Annotated in this window: 27 protein-coding genes; 18 read left to right on the top strand and 9 right to left on the bottom strand. The window is 62.6% G+C overall.

Annotated elements, in window-relative coordinates; genetic code table 11:
* The first annotated feature begins 69 nt into the window (after positions 1 to 69).
* From tusD to LMH93_RS29650, 7 genes are all read left to right on the top strand, one after another.
* Complete coding sequence (tusD, locus tag LMH93_RS09305; protein WP_185279565.1) at positions 70 to 462, top strand: sulfurtransferase complex subunit TusD; 393 nt, start codon at positions 70 to 72, stop codon at positions 460 to 462.
* 1 nt (position 463) lies between these two features.
* Positions 464 to 823 carry a sulfurtransferase complex subunit TusC gene (tusC, locus tag LMH93_RS09300; RefSeq protein WP_010954803.1) on the top strand — a complete coding sequence of 120 codons (360 nt, stop codon included), beginning with the start codon at positions 464 to 466 and terminating at the stop codon, positions 821 to 823.
* Positions 823 to 1,119, top strand: coding sequence for a sulfurtransferase complex subunit TusB (gene tusB, locus LMH93_RS09295; protein WP_176682286.1), 297 nt, complete (start codon positions 823 to 825; stop codon positions 1,117 to 1,119). Before tusC ends, tusB begins: the two co-directional genes overlap by 1 nt.
* A complete protein-coding gene (locus LMH93_RS09290) occupies positions 1,116 to 1,451 on the top strand; it encodes a TusE/DsrC/DsvC family sulfur relay protein (protein WP_003251195.1) in 336 nt (111 codons plus the stop codon). The genes tusB and LMH93_RS09290 overlap by 4 nt, the downstream gene beginning before the upstream one ends.
* The gene (locus LMH93_RS09285; RefSeq protein WP_230065031.1) at positions 1,448 to 2,449 is read left to right on the top strand and encodes a glycosyl transferase family protein; all 1,002 of its coding nucleotides are present in this window, start codon (positions 1,448 to 1,450) and stop codon (positions 2,447 to 2,449) included. The genes LMH93_RS09290 and LMH93_RS09285 overlap by 4 nt, the downstream gene beginning before the upstream one ends.
* 94 nt (positions 2,450 to 2,543) lie before the next feature.
* Entirely contained in the window at positions 2,544 to 3,503 is a 960-nt protein-coding gene (locus LMH93_RS09280; RefSeq protein WP_004576098.1) for a glutathione S-transferase family protein, read from the top strand.
* Between the two features lie 70 nt (positions 3,504 to 3,573).
* The gene (locus tag LMH93_RS29650) at positions 3,574 to 3,702 is read left to right on the top strand and encodes a hypothetical protein (RefSeq protein ID WP_019750923.1); all 129 of its coding nucleotides are present in this window, start codon (positions 3,574 to 3,576) and stop codon (positions 3,700 to 3,702) included.
* 235 nt (positions 3,703 to 3,937) lie between these two features.
* On the opposite strand, the gene cysG is transcribed toward LMH93_RS29650, so the two are convergent.
* The 6 genes from cysG to LMH93_RS09250 all read right to left on the bottom strand — a co-directional run bounded on the left by cysG (position 3,938) and on the right by LMH93_RS09250 (position 11,537).
* Positions 3,938 to 5,329: a siroheme synthase CysG gene (cysG, locus tag LMH93_RS09275; protein WP_012051830.1), complete on the bottom strand. Its 1,392-nt coding sequence runs from the start codon at positions 5,327 to 5,329 to the stop codon at positions 3,938 to 3,940.
* Positions 5,330 to 6,610: a serine--tRNA ligase gene (serS, locus tag LMH93_RS09270; protein WP_003251204.1), complete on the bottom strand. Its 1,281-nt coding sequence runs from the start codon at positions 6,608 to 6,610 to the stop codon at positions 5,330 to 5,332. It lies immediately after the preceding gene.
* A 30-nt stretch (positions 6,611 to 6,640) separates the two neighbouring features.
* Complete coding sequence (gene crcB, locus LMH93_RS09265; protein ID WP_230065030.1) at positions 6,641 to 7,015, bottom strand: fluoride efflux transporter CrcB; 375 nt, start codon at positions 7,013 to 7,015, stop codon at positions 6,641 to 6,643.
* The gene (locus tag LMH93_RS09260; RefSeq protein WP_003251207.1) at positions 7,012 to 8,337 is read right to left on the bottom strand and encodes a replication-associated recombination protein A; all 1,326 of its coding nucleotides are present in this window, start codon (positions 8,335 to 8,337) and stop codon (positions 7,012 to 7,014) included. The genes crcB and LMH93_RS09260 overlap by 4 nt, the downstream gene beginning before the upstream one ends.
* A gap of 12 nt (positions 8,338 to 8,349) precedes the next feature.
* On the bottom strand, positions 8,350 to 8,973 hold the full coding sequence (gene lolA / locus LMH93_RS09255; protein WP_003251209.1) for an outer membrane lipoprotein chaperone LolA: 624 nt from the start codon (positions 8,971 to 8,973) through the stop codon (positions 8,350 to 8,352).
* Positions 8,974 to 9,035: 62 nt separating this feature from the next.
* Positions 9,036 to 11,537 (bottom strand): DNA translocase FtsK, encoded by a 2,502-nt coding sequence (locus tag LMH93_RS09250; protein WP_185279568.1) that lies wholly within the window; start codon positions 11,535 to 11,537, stop codon positions 9,036 to 9,038.
* 407 nt (positions 11,538 to 11,944) lie between these two features.
* On the opposite strand from LMH93_RS09250, the gene aat reads away from it, so the two are divergent.
* From aat to infA, 3 genes are all read left to right on the top strand, one after another.
* Positions 11,945 to 12,625 carry a leucyl/phenylalanyl-tRNA--protein transferase gene (gene aat, locus LMH93_RS09245; protein ID WP_230065029.1) on the top strand — a complete coding sequence of 227 codons (681 nt, stop codon included), beginning with the start codon at positions 11,945 to 11,947 and terminating at the stop codon, positions 12,623 to 12,625.
* 56 nt (positions 12,626 to 12,681) lie between these two features.
* Entirely contained in the window at positions 12,682 to 13,389 is a 708-nt protein-coding gene (locus tag LMH93_RS09240; protein ID WP_003251215.1) for an arginyltransferase, read from the top strand.
* A gap of 101 nt (positions 13,390 to 13,490) precedes the next feature.
* Entirely contained in the window at positions 13,491 to 13,709 is a 219-nt protein-coding gene (infA, locus tag LMH93_RS09235) for a translation initiation factor IF-1 (protein WP_002553999.1), read from the top strand.
* Positions 13,710 to 13,794: 85 nt separating this feature from the next.
* On the opposite strand, the gene clpA is transcribed toward infA, so the two are convergent.
* Positions 13,795 to 16,065, bottom strand: a complete 2,271-nt coding sequence (gene clpA / locus LMH93_RS09230; RefSeq protein ID WP_003251217.1) for an ATP-dependent Clp protease ATP-binding subunit ClpA — start codon at positions 16,063 to 16,065, stop codon at positions 13,795 to 13,797.
* A gap of 30 nt (positions 16,066 to 16,095) precedes the next feature.
* Positions 16,096 to 16,458 (bottom strand): ATP-dependent Clp protease adapter ClpS, encoded by a 363-nt coding sequence (gene clpS / locus LMH93_RS09225; protein ID WP_003251220.1) that lies wholly within the window; start codon positions 16,456 to 16,458, stop codon positions 16,096 to 16,098.
* A gap of 230 nt (positions 16,459 to 16,688) precedes the next feature.
* Here clpS and cspD point away from each other — a divergent pair, with 230 nt between their 5' ends.
* Positions 16,689 to 16,955 (top strand): cold shock domain-containing protein CspD, encoded by a 267-nt coding sequence (cspD, locus tag LMH93_RS09220; RefSeq protein WP_003251222.1) that lies wholly within the window; start codon positions 16,689 to 16,691, stop codon positions 16,953 to 16,955.
* Between the two features lie 71 nt (positions 16,956 to 17,026).
* Here the strand turns inward: cspD and icd are convergent, their stop codons facing one another.
* Positions 17,027 to 18,283, bottom strand: coding sequence for an NADP-dependent isocitrate dehydrogenase (gene icd / locus LMH93_RS09215; protein ID WP_014859314.1), 1,257 nt, complete (start codon positions 18,281 to 18,283; stop codon positions 17,027 to 17,029).
* A 414-nt stretch (positions 18,284 to 18,697) separates the two neighbouring features.
* On the opposite strand from icd, the gene LMH93_RS09210 reads away from it, so the two are divergent.
* The 7 genes from LMH93_RS09210 to LMH93_RS09180 all read left to right on the top strand — a co-directional run bounded on the left by LMH93_RS09210 (position 18,698) and on the right by LMH93_RS09180 (position 26,602).
* The gene (locus tag LMH93_RS09210) at positions 18,698 to 20,923 is read left to right on the top strand and encodes an NADP-dependent isocitrate dehydrogenase (protein ID WP_098091028.1); all 2,226 of its coding nucleotides are present in this window, start codon (positions 18,698 to 18,700) and stop codon (positions 20,921 to 20,923) included.
* Between the two features lie 176 nt (positions 20,924 to 21,099).
* Positions 21,100 to 21,540, top strand: coding sequence for an NUDIX hydrolase (locus LMH93_RS09205; protein ID WP_003251227.1), 441 nt, complete (start codon positions 21,100 to 21,102; stop codon positions 21,538 to 21,540).
* 59 nt (positions 21,541 to 21,599) lie between these two features.
* Positions 21,600 to 22,724 (top strand): tRNA 2-thiouridine(34) synthase MnmA, encoded by a 1,125-nt coding sequence (mnmA, locus tag LMH93_RS09200; protein ID WP_003251230.1) that lies wholly within the window; start codon positions 21,600 to 21,602, stop codon positions 22,722 to 22,724.
* Positions 22,721 to 23,347 carry a high frequency lysogenization protein HflD gene (hflD, locus tag LMH93_RS09195; protein WP_003251232.1) on the top strand — a complete coding sequence of 209 codons (627 nt, stop codon included), beginning with the start codon at positions 22,721 to 22,723 and terminating at the stop codon, positions 23,345 to 23,347. Before mnmA ends, hflD begins: the two co-directional genes overlap by 4 nt.
* Positions 23,348 to 23,562: 215 nt before the next feature.
* Positions 23,563 to 24,933: an adenylosuccinate lyase gene (gene purB, locus LMH93_RS09190; RefSeq protein ID WP_003251234.1), complete on the top strand. Its 1,371-nt coding sequence runs from the start codon at positions 23,563 to 23,565 to the stop codon at positions 24,931 to 24,933.
* 81 nt (positions 24,934 to 25,014) lie between these two features.
* Positions 25,015 to 26,181 carry a ribosomal protein uL16 3-hydroxylase gene (locus LMH93_RS09185; RefSeq protein ID WP_012051819.1) on the top strand — a complete coding sequence of 389 codons (1,167 nt, stop codon included), beginning with the start codon at positions 25,015 to 25,017 and terminating at the stop codon, positions 26,179 to 26,181.
* Positions 26,174 to 26,602, top strand: coding sequence for a GNAT family N-acetyltransferase (locus LMH93_RS09180; protein ID WP_003251237.1), 429 nt, complete (start codon positions 26,174 to 26,176; stop codon positions 26,600 to 26,602). The genes LMH93_RS09185 and LMH93_RS09180 overlap by 8 nt, the downstream gene beginning before the upstream one ends.
* The last annotated feature ends 37 nt before the right edge of the window (positions 26,603 to 26,639 follow it).

Here is a 26,639-nt window from a genome sequence, read left to right as displayed (position 1 = left end):
GCCCGCTTGCACAAGCGGGTGCGGGCTTTTTTGCTTTATCATGGCACCATTCCTTTGCATGAGTTAGCCATGAAATTCGCTATCGCGGTGTTCTCCCCGGCCCATGCGCCCTCTTCGCGACGCGCCCTGCGCTTCGCCGAGGCGGTGCTGGCCGGCGGGCATGAGATTGCCCGACTGTTCTTCTATCAGGACGGGGTGCACAGTGCCTCGGCCAACGTCGTCGCCCCCCAGGACGAACTGGACGTGGCTGGCCAGTGGCGCACGCTCATACAGACCCATCAGCTGGACGCCGTGGTGTGTATCGCCGCCGCCCTGCGCCGTGGCGTGCTCGACGAAGCCGAGGCCAACCGCTACCAGCGCCCGGCCGTGAACCTGCCCAAGCCCTGGGAACTGTCGGGGCTGGGCCAACTGCACGAGGCCGCGCAAGTGGCCGATCGTCTTGTCTGCTTCGGAGGCGACTGATATGGCCAAGTCCTTGTTGATCATCAGCCGTCAGGCACCGTGGAATGGCCCCTCTGCCCGCGAGGCGCTGGACATCGCCCTTGCCGGCGGCGCGTTCGACCTGCCGTTGGGCATGCTGTTCCTCGACGATGGTGTGTTCCAGCTCGCGCCGGACCAGCAACCCGCCGCCGTGCAACAGAAGAACCTGGCCGCCAACCTGCAGGCGCTGCCGATGTTCGGTGTCGAAGAACTGTTCGCCTGCAACCACAGCCTGGCCCGCCGTGGCCTGGCAGCCGAGACCCTGGCGCTGCCGGTGCAAGTGCTCGATGACGCAGCGCTGACCGCCCTGATAGCCCGTTTCGACCAGGTGATAACGCTCTGATGAAAACCCTGCATGTAATTGCCCATTCCCCGTTTGGCGACGAGCGCCTGGCCAGTTGCCTGCGCCTGCTCGGTGCCGAAGATGCCCTGCTGCTGTGCGGCGATGCCGTGTATGCCCTGCGCAGCGGCAGCGAGCCGCACGGCCATCTGCAAGCCGCCGGCCTGGCCCAACGCCTGTTCGCCCTAAACGAAGATGTACAGGCCCGCGCGGTCGGCAACGACCTGGCAAAGGCCGTGGACTACGCCGGGTTCGTCGAACTGTCGCTGCAATACGATAAGGTCAACAGCTGGCTATGAATACGCTCACCGTTGGCGATCAGGCGATCGCCCTGGACAAGGATGGCTTCCTGGTCGACCTGCAAGACTGGTCCCACGACGCCGCCGAGGCGTTGGCCAAGCGCGAGGGTATCCCGTTGACGGCGGACCACTGGGAAATCCTCGAACTGCTCCGTCAGTTCTACCAGGAATACCAGCTATCTCCGGCCACCCGCCCGCTGATCAAGTACACAGCGCTCAAGCTGGGCCCTGAAAAGGGCAACAGCCCGCACCTTAACCGCCTGTTCAACGGCACCCCCGCCAAACTTGCCGCCAAGCTGGCGGGCCTGCCCAAGCCGACCAACTGCATATGACCGAACCTCGTCCGCTCACCCTGGAACCCCCCGCCGAACACCCGTTCGCCGAATTCGTGCGTATTCTCGGCAAAGGCAAGCGCGGCGCGCGTGGCCTGACCCGCGAGGAGGCCCGTGCAGCCATGACCCTGCTGCTGGAAGGCAAGGTTGAAGACACCCAGCTCGGTGCCTTCCTCATGCTGCTGCGGCACAAGGAAGAAAGCGCCGAAGAGCTGGCCGGCTTCACCGAGGCCTTGCGCGCCCACCTGCAGGCGCCGCGCATCGCCGTTGACCTGGACTGGCCCACGTACGCCGGCAAGAAGCGTCACCTGCCCTGGTACCTGCTGGCCGCCAAGTGCCTGGCCAACAATGGCGTGCGCATTCTGATGCACGGCGGCGGCGCACACACTGCCGGGCGTATGTATACAGAGCAACTGCTCGACCTGCTGCAGATTCCGCTGTGCCGCGACTGGGGCGCCGTCGGCAACGCGCTGGACCAGCATCAACTGGCATTCTTTCCACTGCACGACTGGGCGCCGCAGCTGCAACGCATGATCGACCTGCGCAATACCCTGGGCCTGCGCTCGCCCATCCACTCGCTGGCGCGAGTGCTCAACCCGCTGGGCGCTCGCTGTGGATTGCAGAGCATCTTTCACCCCGGTTACCAGGCCGTGCACCGCGAGGCCAGCCGTTTGCTGGGCGACCATGCCGTGGTGATCAAGGGTGATGGCGGCGAAATCGAGGTCAATCCCGATGTCATCAGCCATCTCTACGGCACCACGGCGGGTGAGGCGTGGGATGAAGAGTGGCCAGCGCTGAGCGAACGTCGCCATGTCAAGCCGCCCAGCCTGCAGGCAGAGCACTTGCTGGCGTTCTGGCGTGGCGAAGTGGAAGACAGTTATGGCGAGAAGGCCCTGATTGCGACCATGGCGCTGGCCCTGCGTGGCTTGGGACAGCACCGCGAGCAGGCGTTCGTAACAGCGCAAGGCTACTGGGACACTCGAAATAGATCGATTTAGCCGATAATAGAACCCCGATCTTTGCGCTATTTCTTCGAACGATTTGGCCTAGACTGGGCTCCAACGACAAACAACTTTGTTTCAGGAGCTCACAATGGGCCTATTGATCGACGGCCGCTGGCACGACCAGTGGTATGAAAACGGCAAGGATGGCACGTTCAAGCGTGAGAATGCCCAGCGCCGCAATCAGCTGCCCGCCCCCGAGGCCGGCCGCTACCACCTGTATGTGTCGCTGGCCTGCCCGTGGGCCCACCGCACCCTGATCTTTCGCGCGCTGAAAGGCCTGGAGCCGTTGATCGACGTGTCGGTGGTCAGCTGGCTGATGCAGGACCATGGCTGGACCTTCGATCAGCAGCAAGGCTCCAGCGGGGACCACCTAGACGCCCTGCAGTACCTGCACCAGCGCTACACCCAGGATGACCCGCACTACACAGGACGCGTGACGGTGCCTGTACTGTGGGACAAGAAAGAGAAGCGCATCGTCAACAATGAGTCGGCAGAAATCATCCGCATTTTCAACAGCGCATTCAACGAGCTGACCGGCAATACCCTGGACCTTTACCCCGCATCGCTGCGCCCGACCATCGAAGCACTGAACGCGCGTATCTACCCCGCGGTGAACAACGGCGTGTACCGCGCAGGCTTTGCTACCACGCAAGACGCTTACGAGGCTGCCTTCGACGACGTGTTCAACGAGCTGGATTACCTGGAAGCCTTGCTAGGCCGCAATCGCTACCTGGCGGGTGAGTACCTGACCGAGGCTGATGTACGCCTGTTCACTACACTGGTGCGCTTCGATGCGGTGTACCACGGGCACTTCAAGTGCAACCTGCGCCGCCTGAGCGACTACCACAACCTGTCGAACTGGCTGCGTGAGCTGTACCAGTGGCCTGGGGTGGCGGGTACGGTGAACATGGAGCATATCCAGAAGCACTATTACATGAGCCACAAGACCATCAACCCGAACGGGATTGTGCCTAAAGGGCCTTTGCAGGACTTTGGCTTGCCGCATGATCGAGAGCGGTTGGTGGGCAAAGGGATTTGGCAGGCTTGAGAAAGCCGGGGCTGCTTTGCAGCCCATCGCGACACAAGGCCACACACAAGGACTGCGCCAGGCTTCAGATGTGTACGGCGACCTTCAGGGCTTCCAGCGCCGGCTAGACCTTGATGCCCAGCGCTGCACCCAGCTCCATTACCCAGGGTTGATGGGCGGGTTTGCGGTGATGATGTTTCTCGATACCGCGCTGGGCTGAGGCTGAACACCGGCCTGTGGGAGCGGCCTTGTGTCGCGAAAGGGCCGCGAAGCGGCCCCGGCATTATTTGCATCGACGCTGAAATCCCGGGGCTGCTGTGCAGCCCTTTCGCGACGCAAGGCCGCTCCCACACGGATCGCGCCAGCTTTTAGAAATTGAGCAAGACAGTTGCTCCCACAAGGGCCTTGCAATGCCTGGGGCATGTGCGATGGGCCACAAAGCGGCCCCCACGATTTCAGCTGTTCTGCGAACCTTCGAACCAGGCCAGCTTGTCACGCAACTGCACCACCTCCCCCACAATCACCAGGGTCGGCGCATGCACCTCGTGCTGGGCCACCAGGTCCGGCAAGTCCGCCAAGGTGCCGGTGAACACGCGCTGATTACGCGTGGTCCCCTGCTGCACCAACGCCGCCGGGGTACTCGCGGCACGCCCGTGGCGAATCAGCTCGGCACAGATGGTCGGCAAGCCCACCAACCCCATGTAGAACACCAAGGTCTGCGCCGGCGCCACCAGGTCAGTCCACGGCAGGTTGCTTGTGCCGTCCTTGAGGTGCCCGGTAACGAAGCGCACCGACTGGGCATAGTCGCGGTGAGTCAGCGGAATGCCGCCATACGCCGAGCAGCCGCTGGCCGCGGTAATGCCCGGCACCACCTGGAACGGAATGCCATGCTCGGCCAGCTCTTCGATCTCTTCGCCGCCCCGGCCGAAGATGAACGGGTCGCCACCCTTCAGGCGCAGCACCCGCTTACCCTGCCGAGCCAGATCGACCAACAGGCGGTTGATCTGGTCCTGCGGCACTGAATGATCAGCGCGGCGCTTGCCTACATAGATACGCTCGGCATCACGGCGACACATATCGATGATGGCGGGTGCGACCAGGCGGTCGTACAGCACCACGTCGGCCTGCTGCATCAGGCGCAAGGCACGGAAGGTCAGCAAGTCCGGATCACCCGGGCCGGCACCAACCAAGTACACCTCACCGCCCTGCTGCACCGGTGCGCCGTCTACCATCGCCTGCAACAGACGTTCGGCTTCCGCGCCCTGCCCGGCCAGCTGACGCTCGGCGATCGGCCCCTGGAACACGGTTTCCCAGAAGCCACGACGCTGGTTGACGTCCGGGTACAGGGATTTGACCTTGTGCCGGAAGCGTGCCGCCAGCCCGGCCAGTTCACCATAGGCCGAAGGGATCCATGCCTCGAGCTTGGCGCGAATCAGGCGTGCCAGTACCGGGGCGTCACCGCCGCTGGAAACAGCAATAACCAGCGGCGAGCGGTCTACGATCGCCGGGAAGATCACCGTGCACAGGGCCGGCGCATCCACCACATTGACCGGCACGCTAAGCGCCTGCGCATCAGCCGACACCTGGGCATTCAGCCCAGGGTCGTCGGTCGCCGCGATCACCAACCGGCAACCGACCAGGTCGGCTGCCTGATAGCCACGCACCAGCACCTCACCGCCACCTTCCCGGGCCAACGCCGCCAACTGGCCGTCGACGTCCGGCGCCACCACGCGCAGCACACCGCCGGCATCGGCCAGCAGGCGTGCCTTGCGCAAGGCGATCTCACCGCCACCGACGACCAGCACGCGGCCGCCCTGCAGCTTGTGGAACAGCGGCAGGTAATCCATTTAGCGGATTACCTCGACGCCGCCCATGTAAGGCTTCAGCACTTCCGGCACCAGGATCGAACCGTCGGCCTGCTGGTAGTTTTCCAGCACAGCAACCAGGGTACGGCCTACGGCCAGACCGGAGCCGTTGAGCGTGTGCACCAGCTCTGGCTTGCCGGTTTCCGGGTTGCGCCAGCGAGCCTGCATGCGGCGCGCCTGGAAGTCACCACAGTTGGAGCACGAGCTGATTTCGCGGTACTTGTCCTGGCTCGGCACCCACACTTCCAGGTCGTAGGTTTTCACCGCACCAAAGCCCATGTCGCCAGTGCACAGGGCCAGCACGCGGTATGGCAGCTCAAGCAACTGCAGCACGCGCTCGGCGTTGGCGGTCAGGCCTTCCAGGGCTTCCATCGACTTGGACGGCTCTACCACCTGCACCATCTCGACTTTGTCGAACTGGTGCTGGCGGATCATGCCGCGGGTGTCACGGCCAGAAGCGCCAGCTTCGCTGCGGAAGCAAGGGGTGTGGGCAACCAGTTTGAGCGGCAGCTGCTTGGCGTCGAGGATTTCACCCGCCACCAGGTTGGTCAGCGACACTTCGGCGGTCGGGATCAGGTAGAAGTCTGCCTCACCTTCGCGGGTGATCTTGAACAGGTCTTCCTCGAACTTCGGCAACTGGCCAGTGCCCTGCAGCGCCGGCGCCTGCACCATGTACGGGGTGTAGTGTTCCTCGTAGCCATGTTCGCCGGTGTGCAGGTTGATCATGAACTGCGCCAGGGCGCGGTGCAGACGGGCAACCGGACCACGCAGCACAGCAAAACGGGCACCGGACAGCTTGGCAGCCGCTTCGAAGTCCAGGCCACCGCTGATTTCACCGAGGGCCACATGGTCCTTGATTTCGAAGTCGAACGCCTTCGGCGTGCCCCAACGGCGCACTTCGACGTTGTCGTCTTCACTGGCGCCGACCGGCACGCTGGCGTCCGGCAGGTTGGGAATGGTCAGCAAGATGCTATCCAGCTCGGCCTGAATGGCGTCCAGCTCAGCCTTGCCGGCAGCCAGTTCGTTGGCCATGCGCTCGACGTCCGCCATCAGCGGGGCGATGTCTTCACCCTTGGCCTTGGCCTGGCCGATGGACTTGGAACGGGCGTTACGCTCAGCCTGCAGCTGTTCGGTGCGGGTCTGCACCGCCTTGCGGCGCTCTTCCAGTGATTCGATGCGCGCGACATCCAGGCTGAAGCCACGGGAGGCCAGGCGATCCGCCACTTCCTGAAGTTGGCCGCGTAACAGTTTGGAATCGAGCATATCGTTCTCTCGTTATGTGTAGGTGTTGGTTCAGAATCGGGTCAGGGACAGGCCAGCCCAGGTTGCGAGCAGCCCGCCCACTACGCTGATACTGGTATAGCCCAAGGCAAGGGGCACTTGCCCGCTTTCCATCAGGCGCACGGTATCGAGCGAGAAGGAGGAAAAGGTCGTCAGGCCCCCGAGGAAGCCGACAATCAGGCCGGCGCGCAGTTCGACCGGCGCCAGCGGCTTGTGCAAGAACAAGCCATAGAGCAAGCCGATCAGCAGACAGCCAACCAGGTTGACCGCCAGCGTACCGGCATAGAAGTGCCGTGGCCAGTGGGCCGCTACCCAGTTGGTGGTAGCAAAGCGCAACAAGGTGCCGACAATACCACCCGCGCTGACTGCGGCGATGAGTGCAATCACGGTTTTCTCCGCTGGCGGGGGCTGTTGCGGTCGAGGTCGGCCAGATGGCGCAGCTTCTCGCCAATTTTCAGTTCCAGGCCACGGGGCACCGGCTGATAGTACTGGCGCGGTTCCAGCTCGTCGGGGAAGTAATCCTCACCGGCGGCGTAGGCGTCAGGCTCATCGTGGGCGTAGCGGTACTCGTCGCCATAGCCCAACTGCTTCATCAGCTTGGTCGGGGCATTGCGCAGGTGCAACGGCACCTCCAGCGAACCATGCTCGGCCGCTTCGCGCAGGGCGGTCTTGAACCCCACGTACACCGCGTTGCTCTTGGGTGCACAGGCCAGGTAGGTGATGGCCTGTGCCACCGCCAACTCGCCCTCGGGGCTGCCAAGGCGCTCCTGCACATCCCAGGCTGCCAGGCACAGGCTAAGCGCACGCGGGTCGGCGTTGCCGATGTCCTCGCTGGCCATGCGCACCACGCGACGGGCGATGTACAACGGATCGCAGCCGCCGTCGAGCATGCGTGCAAACCAGTACAGGGCGCCATCGGGGTTGGAGCCGCGCACCGACTTGTGCAGTGCGGATATCTGGTCGTAAAACGCCTCGCCGCCCTTGTCGAAGCGGCGGCGACTGTCACCCAGCAGGCTCTGTAGCATCTCGACGTCGATCTCGCTGCCGTCTTCAGCCAGGTCCGAGGCGTTCTCAAGGAAGTTGAGCATGCGCCGGCCATCGCCGTCGGCGGCGGCCATCAGCATCTTGAAGGCGTCGTCGCCCACCCGCAGGTTGCGCTTGCCCAGGCCACGCGCTTCCGTCAGCGCACGGTTGACCAGCTTGCGCAGGGCCGCTTCGTCCAGGCTCTTGAGCACATACACCCGCGCCCGCGACAGCAGCGCGTTGTTCAGCTCGAACGACGGGTTTTCGGTGGTGGCACCGATGAACAGCAGGGTGCCGTCCTCGACATAGGGCAAAAAGGCGTCCTGCTGCGACTTGTTGAAGCGGTGCACCTCGTCAACGAACAGGATGGTGCGACGGCCATATTGGCCAGCCTGCTGTTTGGCCACCTCCACCGCCTGGCGGATCTCTTTCACCCCGGCCAGCACCGCCGACACCGTTTCGAAGTGCGCATCGCAAAATTGCGCCAGCAACCGCGCCAGCGTGGTCTTGCCGACCCCGGGCGGCCCCCAGAAGATCATCGAGTGCAGCGCACCTTGTTCCAGCGCTTCGCGCAGCGGTTTACCGCGCGCCAGCAGGTGCTCCTGGCCGACGTACTCATCCAGGCTGGACGGGCGCAGACGGGCGGCCAGGGGCTGGGCGACAGGTTCGCTTCGAAACAGGTCCATGGCGAGCTCTGGTTACTCCTTGATCACGTCCGCGCCCTTGGGGATGTCGAACTTGAACTTGCTGTCCGGCACCGCCTGGTTGGCCTTGACGCCATTGAACAGGATATTGGTGCGCTGGCCGACGCTGTCGATCAGCTGCATGTCATTGATCAGGCCTTTGCGGAACGACACGCGCAGCGAGTCGAACAGGGTGTCCTTGGTCTTTGGCTTGAGGGTGAAGTCCATCACTTCACCCTGCTCCTTCGAGGCGATGTCGAAGCTTTGGCTGATCTTCGACACATCACCCGACAGCAGCAGCGCCGGGGTCTGGTTCAGGCGCACGTCGAGCTTCTTGATGGTGGCCTGTTCCAGGTCCGGGTCCCACAGGGTGACGTTCTTGCCGTCCGACACCACCACCTGCTCCTGCGGTGCATCGGTGTGCCAGTAGAACAGGCCCGGGCGCTTGACCGTCATCTTGCCCGAGGTTTCCTGCAGGCTGGTGCCATCGGCGCCCAGGGTCAGCTGGGAGAAGTTGGCCTCGATGGTCTGCGACTTTTCCAGCAACTGGGTCAGGCGTTGTACGTCTTGCTCACCGGCATAAGCAGTAACCGAGCCCAGGGTAAGGGCAGAAACCAACAGCATGCGAATCGCGCGCATGGGAATCCTCATTGAGCGTTGAAAAGGCCGGGCGCCACCGTTGGCGCCCGGCAGGGTGTTCATCAGTCGCGCGGGCCGCCCGGGGCTATCACTTCCCGCGAGCCGTTGCTGTTCATCGGGGTGACAACGCCGGCCATCTCCATCGACTCGATCATGCGCGCGGCACGGTTGTAGCCGATCTTCAGCTTGCGTTGCACGGCAGAAATGGAGGCGCGACGGCTCTCAAGCACGAATTGCACCGCCTCATCATACAGGGCGTCGGTTTCGGCATCGTCACCCTCGCCACCGCCGCCGCCGCCGTCAAAGCCGCTACCGGCTTCTTCGACGCCGTTGAGGATGTCGTCGTTGTAGTCCGGGGCGCCACGCAGCTTCCACGCCTCGACCGTGCGGTGCACTTCGTCGTCGGACACGAATGCGCCGTGCACCCGGATCGGCAGGCTGGTGCCCGGCGGCATGTACAGCATGTCGCCATGGCCCAGCAGCTGTTCGGCACCGCCCTGGTCGATGATGGTACGCGAGTCGATCTTGCTCGACACCTGGAACGCCATACGGGTCGGGATGTTGGCCTTGATCAGGCCGGTGATCACGTCCACCGACGGGCGCTGGGTGGCGAGGATCAGGTGAATACCGGCCGCCCGTGCCTTCTGCGCGATACGGGCGATCAGCTCTTCGACCTTCTTGCCGACAATCATCATCATGTCGGCGAATTCGTCCACCACCACCACGATGGTCGGCAGGGTTTTCAGCGCAGGCGGCTCATCGTCCATGCTCTCACGGCGATACAGCGGGTCATGGATGATTTCGCCCGCTTCCTGGGCGTCCTTGATCTTGCGGTTGAAACCGGCCAGGTTACGCACGCCCATGGCCGCCATCAGTTTGTAGCGCCGCTCCATTTCGGCCACGCTCCAGCGCAGGGCGTTGGCGGCGTCCTTCATGTCGGTGACCACCGGGCACAGCAGGTGCGGGATGCCTTCGTAGATCGACAGTTCAAGCATTTTCGGGTCGATCATGATCAGCCGCGCGTCTTCCGGGCTGGACTTGAACAGGATCGACAAAATCATCGCGTTCACACCCACCGACTTACCGGAGCCGGTAGTACCGGCCACCAACAGGTGCGGCATCTTGGCCAGGTCGGTGATCACCGGCTTGCCGCCAATGTCGTGGCCCAGCGCCAGCGTGACGGGCGATTTCTGCTCGTCGTACTGCGGCGTGGCCAGCACTTCGGAGAAGCGCACCATCTGGCGGTTTTCGTTGGGTATCTCGATACCCACCGTGGTCTTGCCAGGGATGACCTCGACCACTCGCACACTGGTCACGGCCAGCGAACGCGCCAGGTCCTTGGCCAGGTTGGCGATGCGGCTGACCTTCACGCCGGCGGCCGGCTGGATTTCGTAACGGGTAATCACCGGGCCGGGGTGGATCGAATCCACCGCCACTTCCACACCGAATTCCTTGAGCTTGATTTCCAGCAACTGGCCGACGCCGGCCAGGGATTCTGGCGAATACTCGATCTTTTTCTGTTCGGCCGGGTCGAGGATGGAAATCGAGGGCAAGGTGCCTTCCACGGCGCTGTCGACGAACAGCGGCGCCTGCTTTTCCTTCATCGCCCGCTTGCTCGGCTCCGGCGCCTTGGCGGCTGACGGCGGCACAATGGTGGGCGCTGCGTGCTGCTGGCGGGGCACCACGGTTTCACGCGGCGCCAATGCCTCAGGCGCCGTTTCACGTGGCGGCACAATCGGTTCGCGTGCAAGGGTTGGCTCACGTGGCTCGACCGGCTGAGCGGGTGGCTCTTCACGCTTGAGGATGCGCTCGCGCAGTGACGGTTTGGCCGGCTCGCGCTTCTCGGCAGCCATCGGCGCGGCCTTGAACACCGGTTCGTCCTCGCGCAGCTGTGCCTCAAGGCGCTTGCGTTCGTTGCGCGCTTCCCACCAGCGGGTGGCAGCCCCTTGCACCAGTTCGAACAGGTCGAGGGTGATCTTGCCGGTCAGGTCCATCACCTTGAACCACGACAGGTCGGTGAAGACGGTCAGGCCGAACAGGAACAGGGCAATGAACATCAGCGTGCTGCCCTGCACGTTCAGCAGGTTGCGCGCCAGGTCGCCCAGGCTTTCGCCCAGTGCACCACCGGCGGAGAACGGCAGGCTGGCGGGCGGGTGGAAGTGGATATGCGCCAGCGCTGCCCCCGACAGCACCAGGAACACCAGGCCAATCAGCCGCCAGGAGAACAGCCAGCCGCTCCAATCCCACGGCTGGTGGCGTTCGCGGAAAATCTGCAAGGTCTTGACCGCCAACAGCAGCGGGAAAATATAGGCGAAGTAACCCAGCACCATGAACAGGATGTCGGCGAAGTAGGCACCGGCACGCCCGGCCGCATTCTGCACCTGGTCGACGTTGCTGGTGTGGCTGAAGCCCGGGTCCGACGTATCGTAGGTCAGCAGCGCCATCCACAGGTACAGGCACAGCGCGCCGACAGCGATCAACGCACCTTCCTTGAGGCGATAATGCAGCTGCTGCCGCCACAGTGGCACAGGCAATGGAGCTGGAGTTGCGGTGGATTTCTTCAAAACGCGTCTATTCCTGCGCGTGGTGCGCGTCCAATAGTGATCGGCCGCTGCGCGACCAACGAACCACTACTTTTAACATTACTGCCCGCCAGCCGCCATGGCGGCACGCCGTATGGGGGTTTGGCCGGGGGCGAATTCATATAGCTGCAATTTGAGCATGCATTTTCTTTTGTGACAAAGGCTTATGCTGTGTTTTTGCACAGGTGTGACAGCAAATGTAGCGGATGGTGCCTGCGGTTTGATGAATGTGTAGGAAATTGCCCTGAATTGCCGCAAAACGGCCTCACCTCCCTGTAGGGGGTAGCTTGTGCAGGTTACCGCGCTGGCTTTGAGGCACCCAAAGAGATTGACCCCGCTTTTGACCCAAGCCATGCTGCCCTCTCCCCTCCCCCACCGCACGATAGACCATGCTCACCTGGCTGACCCGCGACTCGCTGACCTTCCCGCCCCTGGAAAAGGCGCTGCACGACCCCAACGGCCTACTGGCCGCAGGCGGTGACCTGAGCCCCGAGCGCCTGATGCAGGCGTATCGCCATGGCTGCTTCCCGTGGTACCAGGACGGCCAACCGATCCTGTGGTGGTCACCCGACCCGCGCACGGTGTTGTTGCCTGACCAGTTGCATGTGTCACGCTCGCTGGCCAAGCTGATGCGCCAAGGCCGCTACCAGGTCAGCTTCGACACCGACTTCCCGGCCGTGATCGCCGCCTGCGCCGCGCCTCGCGACTACGCTGACGGCACCTGGATCACCGACACCATGCGCAACGCCTACTGCGAGCTGCACCGCCGCGGCATCGCCCATTCGGTCGAAGTTCGCCAGGACGGCGAACTGGTCGGGGGCCTGTACGGCCTCGCCATGGGCCAGCTGTTCTTTGGCGAATCGATGTTCAGCCGCGCCGACAACGCCTCCAAGGTCGGCTTCGTGACCTTGGTCAACCACCTGCGAGACGCCGGCTTCGTGCTTATCGACTGCCAGATGCCGACCAACCACCTGCACAGCCTGGGCGCCCACGCCATCAGCCGTGCCGAGTTCGCCAGCTACCTGGCACGCCACCTTGACCAACCCAACAGTGCTTCATGGGTTGCCTAGGCGAGTTCCCGTAGCTGGCTTACACTTAAAACAAAGTCTCACCGAAGGGGTTGATCATGACAGAGTTGGCGCGGTTGAAGTTCTATGCCACTCAGCCCCACTCCTGCAGCTACCTGCCGGAGGAGCAGGCGACCACGCTGTTCCTCGACCCCAGCCAGCCGATGGACGTGCACGTGTACGCCGATTTGTCGGAAATGGGCTTTCGCCGCAGTGGCGACCACCTGTACCGCCCACACTGCCAGAACTGCAACGCCTGCGTGCCGGCGCGCATCCCGGCGGCGCGTTTCATCCCCAACCGCCAGCAGCGTCGCATACTCAAACGTAACGCCGACCTGACCGTAACCGCAGCGCGCCCGGCGTTCAAGGAAGAGTACTTCGAGCTGTACCGGCGCTATATCGAAACGCGCCACGCCGATGGCGACATGTACCCGCCCAGCCGCGATCAGTTTTCCACCTTCCTGGTACGCGACCTGCCGTTCTGCTGGTTCTACGAATTTCGCCTGGAAGGCCGGTTGATGGCGGTGGCAGTGTGCGACCTGCTGCCCAATGGCCTGTCAGCGGTGTACACCTTCTACGAGCCGGACGAGGAGCGCCGCAGCCTCGGCCGTTTCGCCATTCTCTGGCAGATCACCGAAGCGCTGCGCCAGAACCTGGAGGCGGTTTACCTGGGCTACTGGATCAAGAACTGCAAGAAGATGAACTACAAGACGCAGTACCGACCTATCGAGCTGCTGATAAACCAGCGCTGGGTCACCCTCAACTGAAAGCATTGGCTTGACACGCAGTTTTCCGGCATAATCCACGCCACTTTTTTGCCCGGTGCGGATATGCGTCGGGCTAACACTGGATCCGAGGGCTCAACTGCATGTCGAAAGAAGACAGCTTCGAAATGGAAGGTACTGTCGTCGACACCCTGCCCAACACCATGTTCCGCGTGGAGTTGGAAAACGGGCACGTCGTAACCGCGCACATCTCCGGAAAGATGCGCAAGAACTACATCCGTATTCTCACTGGCGACAAGGTCCGCGTCGAGCTGACGCCGTACGACCTGAGCAAGGGCCGCATCACCTACCGTGCGCGCTAAACTCAAGCCATGAAAAAGCCCGGCCAGGTGCCGGGCTTTTTTGTGCCTTTTGAAACTGCAGGGGCTGCAAGGCAGCCCCTGCACATCACGCGACCTCAGCGGTGGTTTCGAAGTCGAACACCAGTTCGCCATCGCGCAGGTCGACATGCACCACGCCACCATGCTCGGCCAGCTCGCCAAACAGGATCTCCTCGGCCAGCGGCCGCTTGATCTTGTCCTGGATCAGCCGCGCCATTGGCCGCGCGCCCATCTGCACGTCATAGCCCGAAACCGCCAGCCAACCGCGCGCTTCATCGCTGACTTCCAGCAGCACACGCTTGTCTTCCAGTTGCGCCTGCAATTCGATAAGGAACTTGTCGACGATGCTTTTGATCGTCTCCGTGCTCAGGCGGCCAAACTGGATGATGGTATCCAGACGGTTGCGGAACTCTGGCGTGAAGCTCTTGCGGATCACTTCCATGGCATCGGACGCGTGGTCCTGATGAGTGAAGCCGATCGACGCCCGCGCCGCGGTTTCTGCACCGGCGTTGGTGGTCATGATCAGGATCACGTTACGGAAGTCGGCCTTGCGCCCGTTGTTGTCGGTCAAGGTACCGTGGTCCATCACCTGCAGCAGCAGATTGAAGACTTCCGGGTGGGCCTTCTCGATTTCATCGAGCAACAATACGCAGTGCGGCTGTTTGGTGATCGCCTCGGTCAACAAGCCACCCTGGTCAAAACCAACATAACCCGGCGGCGCACCAATCAAACGCGACACGGTGTGACGCTCCATGTACTCAGACATGTCGAAACGCACCAACTCCACACCCAGCGCCTTGGCCAGTTGCCGCGCCGCTTCGGTCTTGCCGACGCCGGTAGGGCCGGCGAACAGGAACGAACCCACCGGCTTGTCTGGCGACTTGAGGCCGGCACGGGACAGCTTGATCGCGGTGGCCAGCGAGTCGATTGCCTGGTCCTGGCCAAACACGGTCAGTTTCAGGTCGCGCTCAAGGTTACGCAGCAGCTCCTTGTCGGAACTGGTGACGTGCTTCGGCGGAATTCGCGCAATCTTGGCGACGATGTCCTCCACTTGCGGCACATCAATGCGCTTGACGCGATTGGCCTCTGGCTGCAGGCGCTGGTAGGCCCCAGCCTCGTCGATCACATCAATGGCCTTGTCAGGCATGTGCCGGTCGTTGATGTAGCGTGAAGCCAGTTCGGCGGCGGCGCGCAGGGCTTCGTCGCTGTACTCGATGTTGTGGTGGCTTTCGAAACGCCCTTTCAGGCCGCGCAGAATGCCCACGGTGTCTTCGACCGATGGCTCGCTGACATCCACCTTCTGGAAGCGCCGCGCCAGGGCACGGTCCTTCTCGAAGATGCCGCGAAACTCCTGGAACGTGGTCGAACCGATGCAACGGATTTCACCCGACGATAGCAGCGGCTTGAGCAGGTTGGAGGCATCCATCACCCCGCCCGACGCCGCACCGGCGCCGATGATGGTGTGAATTTCGTCGATGAACAGGATGGCCTGCGGACGCTTGCGCAGCTCACCGAGCAGCGCCTTGAAGCGCTTCTCGAAGTCACCACGGTATTTGGTACCGGCCAGCAAGGCACCCAGATCGAGTGAGTAGACCACGCTCTGTGCCAGCAGGTCAGGCACCTGACCATCGACGATGCGCTTGGCCAGGCCTTCGGCGATGGCCGTCTTACCCACGCCAGCCTCACCCACCAGCAGCGGGTTGTTCTTGCGCCGACGGGCCAGGATTTGCGCCACGCGTTCCACTTCCTGCTCACGACCTACCAGCGGGTCGATACGGCCGGCACGGGCCAGCTCGTTCAAGTTGCTGGCGTAGGCGTCCAGCGGGTTACTCGAAGAGGAGGTTTCGCCGCCCTCTTCGTCCTGCATGTCCTGCTCGCTTTCAGACTGCGCACCATGCCCTGGCACCTTGGAGATGCCATGGGCGATGTAGTTGACCACGTCGATACGGGCCACGCTCTGCTGCTTGAGCAGGAACACGGCCTGGCTTTCCTGTTCGCTGAAGATCGCCACCAGCACGTTGGCGCCGGTCACTTCGCGCTTGCCAGAGCTTTGCACGTGGAACACGGCACGCTGCAGCACGCGCTGGAAGCCCAGGGTTGGCTGGGTTTCACGGTCTTCGTCGTTGACAGGGATCAACGGCGTGGTGGAGTCGATGAACTCTTGCAGGTCATGCTTGAGCTTGTCGAGATTGGCGCCACAGGCGCGCAGAACGGTCGCGGCAGCCTCATTGTCAAGGAGTGCCAGCAGCAGATGCTCGACGGTCATGAACTCATGACGCTTCGAACGAGCCTCCTTGAAGGCAAGATTGAGGGTGACTTCGAGCTCGCGGTTTAACATAGCTTCACCTCATACCCAAGTGGTCGGCGATTAACCGTCCTTCTCGATTTCACAGAGTAGCGGATGCTGGCTTTCCCTGGCGTATTGGTTGACCTGCATGGCCTTTGTTTCGGCGATGTCACGGGTAAACAATCCGCACACTGCCCGCCCCTCGGTATGGACGGTCAGCATGATCTTGGTCGCCAGCTCGCGGTTCAGACTGAAGAACGTCTCGAGCACTTCGACGACGAAATCCATTGGTGTGTAGTCATCGTTGAACAAAACCACCTTGTACATCGGTGGCGCCTGCAGGATCGGCTTGGCTTCCTGAACTGCAAGACCTGAGCCGTCGTCCTCATTCGATTGCGGGCGATCCTGATTGAATGTTAGTCGAATCTCACTAGGTGCATGCATGGAAAGAATTTCATCATGAGCGTCAGGTTAAGGTTGCGGGTTGACTGCACAGGCCACCGCCGGCGCAGGCGCCGCGTGACCTTGACTATCGGCAAAACGGTGTTACAACCAATAAGAACCCACCGTGGTCGATAAAGATCCGCGCAGTCAACCAGATTTTTCGCAAGGTTCGTATGCGGATGAAGTGGATGATACTCCAGTGATGGAGTCCTTTGCAGAGGGACATAGGGATGGCAAGCGGTAAAGTCAAGTGGTTCAACAATGCCAAGGGCTATGGATTCATCAATGAGGAAGGTAAATCCGATGACCTGTTCGCCCATTATTCCGCCATCCGAATGGACGGATACAAGACCCTGAAGGCTGGCCAGGCCGTGGTATTCGACATCGTCCAGGGCCCCAAAGGCTTGCACGCCGTTGAAATCAAAGATGCTGCGGCCGCCGCGGCAGAGGCTGCCAGACCCCTGGGTGAGCCGCAAAGCGAAACTGCAAAAGCCTGACTGCCTGCGCTGTGCCGATAGACGAAAAAACCGGCCGCTTCTTTACAGGAGGCGGCCGGTTTTCTGTTGCCTTACATGTGTTTGATCATTTCATCGCCAAAGCCTGAGCTGCTTACCAGCTTGGCGCCTTCCATCAACCGCTCGAAATCGTAGGTCACGGTCTTGGCCGCAATGGCACCATTGGTGCCTTTGATGATCAGGTCGGCGGCCTCGGTCCAACCCATGTGGCGCAGCATCATCTCTGCCGAGAGGATCACCGAGCCCGGGTTGACCTTGTCCTGCCCGGCATACTTGGGCGCCGTGCCGTGAGTGGCCTCGAACATGGCCACGGTGTCGGACAGGTTGGCGCCCGGGGCAATGCCGATACCGCCCACTTCCGCCGCCAGGGCATCGGACAGGTAGTCACCGTTGAGGTTGAGGGTGGCGATCACGTCGTATTCGGCCGGGCGTAGCAGGATCTGCTGCAGCATGGCGTCGGCAATGGCGTCCTTGACGATGACCTCGCGACCGGTCTTGGGGTTCTTGAATTTCATCCATGGGCCACCATCGAGCAGTTCAGCGCCGAACTCGTCACGCGCCACCTCGTACCCCCAGTCCTTGAACGCGCCCTCGGTGAACTTCATGATGTTGCCCTTGTGCACCAGGGTCAGCGATTCGCGGTCGTTATCCACCACGTATTGCAGGGCCTTGCGCACCAGACGCTTGGTACCCTCCTTAGACACCGGCTTGATGCCAATGCCGCAATCCTGGTCGAAGCGGATCTTGGTGACCCCCATTTCCTCCTTGAGAAACTTGATCACCTTGTTCGCCTCGGGCGACCCGGCCTTCCACTCGATGCCGGCATAGATGTCTTCGGAGTTCTCGCGGAAGATCACCATGTCGACGTCGCCCGGCTTTTTCACCGGGCTCGGTACACCCTGGAACCACAGCACCGGCCGCAGGCATACATACAGGTCCAGTTGTTGGCGCAGGGCCACGTTGAGCGAGCGGATGCCGCCACCGACCGGGGTGGTCAGCGGGCCCTTGATCGACACCACGTAATCACGCACGGCATCGAGGGTTTCCTGCGGCAACCAAGTATCCTGGTCATACTTTTGGGTGGCTTTCTCGCCAGCGTATACCTCCATCCAGGCGATCTTGCGCTTGCCGCCGTAGGCCTTCTCCACGGCGGCATCGACCACCTTGATCATTACCGGCGAAACATCGACGCCGATCCCGTCGCCTTCAATGTAAGGAATGATCGGATGATCAGGCACGTTGAGCGAATGATCTGCATTGACGGTGATCTTGCTGCCGTCGGTCGGAACCTTGATTTTCTGGTATCCCATGCTTGCACTACTCCGCTGTCGGGTGTGGTTTGGACATCGTGCGATCCACTGAGCCTAAACCACATCTGCCGACCTGCAAGGCATGCGACAACCCGCCGCATTGCCGCTTAGTCTTTGGTCTTATAAATGGGCCGATATCACTTGGCCTTGCTGATTAGCCCGAATGGTTTGGTATACTCCGCCGCGACCGAAGGGTCATCGGGGCGAATCCCAGGAAAATGCGGACCGCCCTAGGCCATGAATGGCCATAAAGCCTGGGTTGTTACCGCAGCTCAGCACTTGACGCTCGACTGATGCATCCACCATCACCGCTCGCAGCCTCTCGACTTTCCGCTCATGGCGCTGCCAGGGCGATGCGCCTACCCTGCGCACCACGAGACTCGAGCACGCTCAGCACACAGAGAGTTAACCCGCATGCCCACCCGTTCCAAGATCATCTATACCTTCACCGACGAAGCCCCCGCCCTCGCCACTTACTCGCTGCTGCCGATCATCGAAGCGTTCACCGCTTCGGCTGACATCGCTGTCGAAACTCGCGACATCTCCCTGGCTGGCCGTATCCTTGCCGCCTTCCCGGAGCAACTGGGCGCAGAGAAGCAAGTAGGCGATCACCTGGCGGAACTGGGCCAGCTGGCTACCACCCCTGAAGCCAACATCATCAAGCTGCCGAACATCAGCGCCTCGGTACCGCAGCTCAAAGCCGCGATCAAGGAACTGCAAGGCAAGGGCTTCAACATCCCTGACTACGCCGACGAGCCGGCCACCGCGGAAGAAAAAGAATCCCGTGCCCGCTACGACCGCATCAAGGGTTCCGCCGTGAACCCGGTGCTGCGCGAAGGCAACTCCGACCGCCGCGCGCCGCTGTCGGTCAAGAACTACGCCCGCAAGCACCCACACAAGATGGGTGCCTGGGCCGCCGACTCCAAGTCGCACGTTGCCCACATGACTCAAGGCGACTTCTACGGCAGCGAAAAAGCCGCGCTGATCGAAGCTGACGACAGCCTGCGCATCGAGCTGGTCGGCAAAGACGGCAGCACCACCGTGCTGAAAGAAAAAACCGCCGTCAAAGCCGCTGAAGTCATCGACTGCGCCACCCTGAGCCGCAAGGCCCTGAAAGCCTTCATCGCCGAGCAGATCGCCGATGCCAAGGCCGCCGGCGTGCTGCTGTCGGTGCACCTGAAAGCCACCATGATGAAGGTCTCCGACCCGATCATGTTCGGCGTCATCGTCGAAGAGTTCTACAACGACGTGCTGACCAAGCACGCCGCTGCCCTGGCCGAAGTAGGCTTCAACGCCAACAACGGTATCGGCGACCTGTACGCCCGCATCAAGGACCTGCCAGCTGACAAGCAGGCCGAGATCGAAGCCGACATCCAGGCCCTGTACGCCGAGCGCCCGGCCCTGGCCATGGTCAACTCCGACAAAGGCATCACCAACCTGCACGTGCCGAGCGACGTGATCGTCGACGCCTCGATGCCGGCCATGATCCGTGACTCGGGCAAGATGTGGAACACCGCAGGCGAACTGCAAGACGCCAAGGCCGTGATCCCGGACCGCTGCTACGCCGGCATCTACCAGGCCACCATCGAAGACTGCAAGGTCAACGGTGCCTTCGACCCGACCACCATGGGCAGCGTGCCGAACGTTGGCCTGATGGCGCAAAAGGCCGAAGAGTATGGCTCCCACGACAAGACCTTCCAGGTCAAGGCTGACGGCGTGGTTCGTGTAGTCGATGGCAAGGGCAACGTGGTGCTGGAGCAGAACGTCGAAGCCGGTGACATCTTCCGTATGTGCCAGACCAAAGACGCGCCGATCCAGGACTGGGTCAAGCTGGCCGTCAACCGTGCCCGCCTGAGCAACACCCCGGCGGTGTTCTGGCTGGACCCGGCTCGCGCCCACGACGGCGTCATGATCGAGAAGGTGCAGAAGTACCTGAAAGATCACGACACCACCGGCCTGGACATCCGCATCCTGGCACCGGTCGACGCCATCAAGTTCTCCCTGGCCCGCATCCGCGAAGGCAAGGACACCATCTCGGTGACCGGCAACGTGCTGCGTGACTACCTGACCGACCTGTTCCCGATCATGGAGCTGGGCACCAGCGCCAAGATGCTGTCGATCGTACCGCTGATGAGCGGCGGTGGCCTGTTCGAAACCGGCGCCGGCGGTTCGGCTCCGAAGCACGTGCAGCAGCTGGTTGAAGAGAACTTCCTGCGTTGGGATTCGCTGGGTGAATTCCTGGCCCTGGCCGCTTCCCTGGAGCACCTGGGCAACACCTACGACAACCCGCGCGCCAAGGTTCTGGCCAACACCCTGGACCAGGCTACCGGCAAGTTCCTCGACACCAACAAGTCGCCGTCGCGCAAAGTCGGCGGTATCGACAACCGCGGCAGCCACTTCTACCTGACCCTGTACTGGGCCGAGGCCCTGGCCGCTCAGACGGACGACGCTGCCCTGCAGGCACGCTTCGCACCACTGGCAAAAACCCTGGCCGAGAACGAAGCGACCATCGTCGCCGAGCTCAACGCCGTTCAGGGCAAGCCAGCCGACATCGGCGGCTACTACGCCCCGGATGCCGAGCTGACCGCCAAGGTGATGCGCCCAAGCCAGACCCTGAACAGCGCCATCGCTGCCCTGTAAGGTTCGCTTGAAGTAACAGCACAAACCCCGGCCACGCACCGGGGTTTGTGCTTTCTGGAAAACAAGCGCGGTCCCTGTAGGAGCGGGTTTACCCGCGAATACGGTGGTGAAACCACTGCCCCATTCGCGGGTTAACCCGCTTCTACAGGGCCCTGCAGACCGTTGAGGAGATGCTCATGACCTGGCAACCCCACATCACCGTAGCGACCATCGTCGAGCACGAAGGCAAGTTCCTCTTCGTCGAGGAATTCAAAGCCAACCAGCACGTCTTCAACCAGCCGGCCGGCCACCTCGAGCCCAACGAGACCCTGCCCCAGGCCGCCCTGCGCGAAACCCTGGAGGAAACCGCCTGGGAAGTCGAGCTGACCGGCGTGGTCGGCATCTACCTGTACACCGCCCCCAGCAACGGCGTGACCTACCAGCGCATCTGCTTCGCCGCCCGCCCCGTGCGCCATCACGCCGACCTGGCACTGGACAGCGACATCGTCCGCGCCGTGTGGCTGACCCGCGACGAACTGCTGGCCGACCCCACTCGCTGGCGCAGCGAGCTGGTGCCGCGCTGCCTGGATGACTACCTCAAAGGCCCGCTGCACAGCCTCGACCTGCTACGCGACTGACGCAGCGCCGCGGTTTTGATAGAATCGGCGTTTTTCCCCCTTGATACACACCGGTACCCATGACCAGCCCAGCACTTAAAGACCCCGCCAAGACCCGCGTCATCGTCGGCATGTCCGGCGGCGTGGACTCTTCCGTCTCAGCCCTTCTGCTCATCGAGCAGGGCTACCAGGTGGAAGGGCTGTTCATGAAGAACTGGGAAGAGGACGACGGCACCGAATACTGCACCGCCCGTGAAGACCTGGCCGACGCCCAGGCCGTGTGCGACCGTATCGGCATCAAGCTGCACACCGCCAACTTCGCCGCCGAATACTGGGACAACGTGTTCGAGCACTTCCTTGAAGAATACAAGGCCGGCCGCACACCCAACCCCGACATCCTCTGCAACCGCGAAATCAAGTTCAAGGCGTTCCTCGACTACGCCCTGTCGCTGGGTGCCGACCTGATCGCCACCGGCCACTATGTGCGCCGCCGCGATACTGGCGCGCTCACCGAACTGCTCAAGGGCCTGGACCCGAACAAGGACCAGAGCTACTTCCTGCACGCCGTCGGCGGCCAGGAAATCGCCCGCACGCTGTTCCCGGTCGGCGAACTGGAAAAGCCCGAAGTACGCGCCATCGCCGAAAAGCACGGCCTGGCCACCGCCAAGAAGAAAGATTCCACCGGCATCTGCTTCATTGGCGAGCGCCGCTTCAGCGACTTCCTCAAGCAGTACCTGCCGGCCCAGCCGGGCGACATTGAAACCACCGAAGGTGAAGTGATCGGCCGCCACCATGGCCTGATGTACCACACTATCGGCCAGCGCCAGGGCCTGGGCATTGGCGGCCTGAAAGATGCCAGTGACGAGCCGTGGTACGTGCTGCACAAGGACCTGGCCCGCAACGTGCTAGTGGTCGGCCAGGGCAACGAGCACCCATGGCTGTTCTCCCGCGCCCTGCTGGCCTCGGACATTTTCTGGGTCAACCCGGTCGACCTCGGCAGCCCACGCCAGTTGACTGCCAAGGTGCGCTACCGCCAGAGCGACCAGCGATGCACCCTGGAACGCACCGCCAGCGGCTACCGCGCCGTGTTCGACGAGCCTCAGCGCGCCGTAACGCCGGGCCAGTCGGTGGTGTTCTATGACGGCGAAGTGTGCCTGGGCGGTGGCGTGATCGAGGCTGCCGAGCCGTGGAGCCCGCGCGCATGAGCAACCTGCAGGAGCAGCTGATCGCATTGGGCGGTGTGTTCCAGGCCGCCGTGCTTGTCGACCGCATCGCCCGCACCGGCCAGGCCAGTGAAGCCAATATCGGCTGCATGCTGGGCAGCCTGCTGGTGCGTGACCCCAAGGACACCCTGGAGGTGTTCGGCGGTGACGACCTGAACCTGCGCGACGGCTACCGAGCGCTGATCGGCGCCCTCGAGCGCGACCCCAACAGCCTGCAGCGCGAGCCACTGCGCTACGCCCTGTCGATGCTGGGCCTGGAACGCCAGCTGAACAAGCGTGGTGACCTGCTGGACACCATCGGCAACCGACTGCCGCAAATCCAGTCGCAGGCCGAGCATTTCGGCCTGGTTCACGAAAACGTCATCGCTTCCAGTGGAGCCTTGTATCAAGACACCCTGAGCACCTTGCGCCAGCGCATTCAGGTGCACGGCGACATGCGCTTCCTGCAGCAGCCCAACAACGCCTCGAAGATCCGCGCCTTGCTGCTGGCCGGCATCCGCGCCGCGCGACTGTGGCGGCAGCTGGGCGGGCACCGCTGGCAGCTGGTGTTTAGCCGGCGCAAGTTGCTGAACGAACTGTACGACATGATGCGCAGCCCCACCTGACGGGCTGGGCTGCCCTTTGTGGGAGCGGGCGTGCCCGCGAAGCAGGCGACGCGGTGTATGGCACCGGCTACGCCGGTGTTCGCGGGCACGCCTGCTCCCACAGGGGCTGCCACCAGATCCAAATTGGGCCGACCTTTGGTCAGCCACCCGACCCAGGCGCAATTTTCATGTATGATATGCGCCCTTCCAAAAGCCTGACTGTCCGAGAACACCCCATGCAGCTTTCTTCGCTCACTGCGGTTTCCCCTGTAGACGGCCGTTATGCCGGCAAAACCCAGGCCTTGCGCCCCATTTTCAGCGAATTCGGCCTGATCCGTTTCCGCGCCCTGGTCGAAGTGCGCTGGCTGCAGCGCCTGGCCGCCCACCCGCAAATCGGCGAAGTGCCGGCGTTCTCCGCCGAAGCCAACGCCCTGCTGGACAGCCTGGCCAACGATTTCAAGCTGGAGCACGCCGAGCGCGTCAAGGAAATCGAGCGCACCACCAACCACGACGTCAAGGCCATTGAATACCTCCTCAAGGAGCAGGCCGCCAAGCTGCCTGAGCTGGCCAAGGTCAGCGAGTTCATCCACTTCGCCTGCACCAGCGAGGACATCAACAACCTGTCCCACGCCCTGATGCTGCGCGCTGGCCGTGACGAAGTGCTGTTGCCGCTGATGCGCCAGGTCGCCGACGCCATCCGCGCCCTGGCTCACGCCCACGCCGAAGTGCCAATGCTGTCGCGTACCCATGGTCAGCCGGCTTCGCCGACCACCCTGGGTAAAGAACTGGCCAACGTCGTGTACCGCCTGGAGCGCCAGATCGCCCAGGTTGCCGCCGTGCCACTGCTGGGCAAGATCAACGGCGCCGTGGGCAACTACAACGCCCACCTGTCGGCCTACTCGCAGATCGACTGGGAAGAGAACGCCCGCGCCTTCATCGAAGACGAACTGGGCCTGCAGTTCAACCCGTACACCACCCAGATCGAGCCGCACGACTACATCGCCGAGCTGTTCGACGCCATCGCCCGCTTCAACACCATCCTGATCGACTTCGACCGTGATGTGTGGGGCTACATTTCGCTGGGTTACTTCAAGCAGAAGACCGTTGCCGGCGAAATCGGTTCGTCGACGATGCCGCACAAGGTCAACCCGATCGACTTCGAAAACTCCGAAGGCAACCTGGGTATCGCCAACGCGCTGTTCCAGCACCTGGCCAGCAAGCTGCCGATCTCGCGCTGGCAGCGTGACCTGACCGACTCCACCGTGCTGCGCAACCTGGGCGTGGGCTTTGCCCACAGCGTGATCGCCTTCGAGGCCAGCCTGAAAGGCATCGGCAAGCTGGAAGTCAACGAAGCTCGCATCGCCGCCGATCTGGACGCCTGCTGGGAAGTGCTGGCCGAGCCGATCCAGACCGTGATGCGCCGCTTCAACATCGAAAACCCCTACGAGAAGCTCAAAGAGCTGACCCGTGGCAAGGGCATCACCCCAGAAGCGCTGCTGACCTTCATCGACGGCCTGGACATGCCAGCCGAAGCCAAGGCCGAGCTCAAGCAGCTGACCCCCGCTACCTACATCGGTAACGCGGCGGCCCAGGCCAAACGCATCTAAGCTGAGCGTCGCGTACAACGCCCGGCCTGGCCGGGCGTTTTTATTCCCGTACGAAAATTACGTTTTTTCAATAGGTTGAACATGAATCCTGATACTCCACTGCAGCTGCTCGGCGGCATCTCGGCCCGCGAATTCATGCGCGACTACTGGCAGAAGAAGCCGCTGCTGGTACGCCAGGCCTTCCCGGACTTCATCAGCCCGATCGACCCCGACGAGCTCGCCGGCCTGGCCCTGGAAGACGAGGTCGAGTCGCGTATCGTGCTGGAGCACGGCGCGCACCCGTGGGAACTGCGCCGCGGCCCGTTCAGCGAAGACACCTTCGCCGAACTGCCGGAAAAAGACTGGACCCTGCTGGTACAGGCCGTTGACCAGTTCGTTCCGGAAGTGGCCGAACTGCTGGAAAACTTCCGCTTCCTGCCCAGCTGGCGTATCGATGACGTGATGATCAGCTTCGCCGCCCCGGGTGGCAGCGTCGGCCCGCACTTCGACAACTACGACGTGTTCCTGCTGCAGGGCCACGGCCAGCGCAACTGGAAGATCGGCCAGATGTGCAGCAGTGACAGCCCGCTGCTGGAGCACGCCGACCTGCGTATCCTGGCCGAGTTCGAGCAGAGTGAAGAGTGGACCCTGGAGCCCGGCGACATGCTCTACCTGCCACCGCGCCTGGCCCACTACGGTGTGGCCGTGGATGACTGCCTGACCTACTCGGTCGGCTTCCGCGCACCGAGCGCTGCCGAAGTGCTGACCCACTTCACCGACTTCCTCGGCCAGTTCCTGCCCGACGAAGAGCGCTACAGCGACGCCGACGCCCAGCCGGTCAGCGACCCGCACCAGATCCAGCACGATGCCCTCGACCGCCTCAAGGCGCTGCTCGACAAGCACATGGGCGACAAGGACCTGCTGCTGACCTGGTTCGGCCAGTTCATGACCGAGCCGCGCTACCCCGAGCAGATCGTTGGCGAAGAGCTGAGCGAGGAAGAGCTGATCGACGCCCTTGAGCAGGGCGCCATCCTGATCCGCAACCCCAGCGCACGCCTGGCCTGGTCGGAATTCGAAGACGACCTGCTGCTGTTCGCCAGCGGCCGTAGTTGCCCACTGCCCGGCAAACTGCGAGAGCTGCTGAAGCTGGTATGTGCCGCCGACGCCTTGCACATCGACAACCTGGCCGAGTGGCTGCAGGACGAAGATGGCCTTATGCTGGTACAGCAGCTGGTCAAACAAGGGAGCCTGGGATTCGCCAATGAATAAGATCAGCGTTCGCCTCGCCGATTGGCACAAAGACAACGCCGACATCCGCCGTATCCGTGAAGCCGTGTTCGTCGCCGAGCAGCACATTCCACCAGAGCTGGAGTTCGATTCGGAAGACCAGGACGCCCTGCACTTCCTGGCCCTGGAAGGCGACTATCCAATCGGTACTGCGCGCCTGCTGGCCGACGGCACCATCGGGCGCATCTCGGTGCTCAAGGACTGGCGCGGCCTGAAGGTAGGCGATGCTTTGGTCAATGCGGTCATCGTCGAAGCGCAGAACCGCGACCTGAAACAGCAGATGCTCAGCGCCCAGGTACACGCCACGCCGTTCTATGAGCGGCTGGGCTTTCGCGTAGTCAGCGAGGAATTCCTCGAAGCTGGCATCCCGCATGTCGACATGGTGCGCGACTCGCGCGCCTGATCCATCACCTGTGCCGGCCGCTTCGCGGGTAAACCCG

Source organism: Pseudomonas sp. CIP-10 (assembly GCF_020911845.1).
Lineage (GTDB): Bacteria > Pseudomonadota > Gammaproteobacteria > Pseudomonadales > Pseudomonadaceae > Aquipseudomonas > Aquipseudomonas alloputida.
This window is presented reverse-complemented; position numbering and strand designations above follow the sequence as displayed.

Bases quoted from the DNA above. Each gene is read 5' to 3' on its own strand.
- LMH93_RS09185 (WP_012051819.1), top strand. From the start codon at position 25,015: ATGAATCCTGATACTCCACTGCAGCTGCTCGGCGGCATCTCGGCCCGC.
- LMH93_RS09290 (WP_003251195.1), top strand. From the start codon at position 1,116: ATGAATACGCTCACCGTTGGCGATCAGGCGATCGCCCTGGACAAGGAT.
- LMH93_RS09280 (WP_004576098.1), top strand. From the start codon at position 2,544: ATGGGCCTATTGATCGACGGCCGCTGGCACGACCAGTGGTATGAAAAC.
- infA (WP_002553999.1), top strand. From the start codon at position 13,491: ATGTCGAAAGAAGACAGCTTCGAAATGGAAGGTACTGTCGTCGACACC.
- tusC (WP_010954803.1), top strand. From the start codon at position 464: ATGGCCAAGTCCTTGTTGATCATCAGCCGTCAGGCACCGTGGAATGGC.
- LMH93_RS09180 (WP_003251237.1), top strand. From the start codon at position 26,174: ATGAATAAGATCAGCGTTCGCCTCGCCGATTGGCACAAAGACAACGCC.
- lolA (WP_003251209.1), bottom strand. From the start codon at position 8,973: ATGCGCGCGATTCGCATGCTGTTGGTTTCTGCCCTTACCCTGGGCTCG.
- tusB (WP_176682286.1), top strand. From the start codon at position 823: ATGAAAACCCTGCATGTAATTGCCCATTCCCCGTTTGGCGACGAGCGC.
- LMH93_RS09240 (WP_003251215.1), top strand. From the start codon at position 12,682: ATGACAGAGTTGGCGCGGTTGAAGTTCTATGCCACTCAGCCCCACTCC.
- icd (WP_014859314.1), bottom strand. From the start codon at position 18,283: ATGGGATACCAGAAAATCAAGGTTCCGACCGACGGCAGCAAGATCACC.
- purB (WP_003251234.1), top strand. From the start codon at position 23,563: ATGCAGCTTTCTTCGCTCACTGCGGTTTCCCCTGTAGACGGCCGTTAT.
- LMH93_RS09285 (WP_230065031.1), top strand. From the start codon at position 1,448: ATGACCGAACCTCGTCCGCTCACCCTGGAACCCCCCGCCGAACACCCG.
- cspD (WP_003251222.1), top strand. From the start codon at position 16,689: ATGGCAAGCGGTAAAGTCAAGTGGTTCAACAATGCCAAGGGCTATGGA.
- clpS (WP_003251220.1), bottom strand. From the start codon at position 16,458: ATGCATGCACCTAGTGAGATTCGACTAACATTCAATCAGGATCGCCCG.
- LMH93_RS09210 (WP_098091028.1), top strand. From the start codon at position 18,698: ATGCCCACCCGTTCCAAGATCATCTATACCTTCACCGACGAAGCCCCC.
- mnmA (WP_003251230.1), top strand. From the start codon at position 21,600: ATGACCAGCCCAGCACTTAAAGACCCCGCCAAGACCCGCGTCATCGTC.
- tusD (WP_185279565.1), top strand. From the start codon at position 70: ATGAAATTCGCTATCGCGGTGTTCTCCCCGGCCCATGCGCCCTCTTCG.
- LMH93_RS09260 (WP_003251207.1), bottom strand. From the start codon at position 8,337: ATGGACCTGTTTCGAAGCGAACCTGTCGCCCAGCCCCTGGCCGCCCGT.
- hflD (WP_003251232.1), top strand. From the start codon at position 22,721: ATGAGCAACCTGCAGGAGCAGCTGATCGCATTGGGCGGTGTGTTCCAG.
- clpA (WP_003251217.1), bottom strand. From the start codon at position 16,065: ATGTTAAACCGCGAGCTCGAAGTCACCCTCAATCTTGCCTTCAAGGAG.
- LMH93_RS09205 (WP_003251227.1), top strand. From the start codon at position 21,100: ATGACCTGGCAACCCCACATCACCGTAGCGACCATCGTCGAGCACGAA.
- serS (WP_003251204.1), bottom strand. From the start codon at position 6,610: ATGCTCGATTCCAAACTGTTACGCGGCCAACTTCAGGAAGTGGCGGAT.
- aat (WP_230065029.1), top strand. From the start codon at position 11,945: ATGCTCACCTGGCTGACCCGCGACTCGCTGACCTTCCCGCCCCTGGAA.
- cysG (WP_012051830.1), bottom strand. From the start codon at position 5,329: ATGGATTACCTGCCGCTGTTCCACAAGCTGCAGGGCGGCCGCGTGCTG.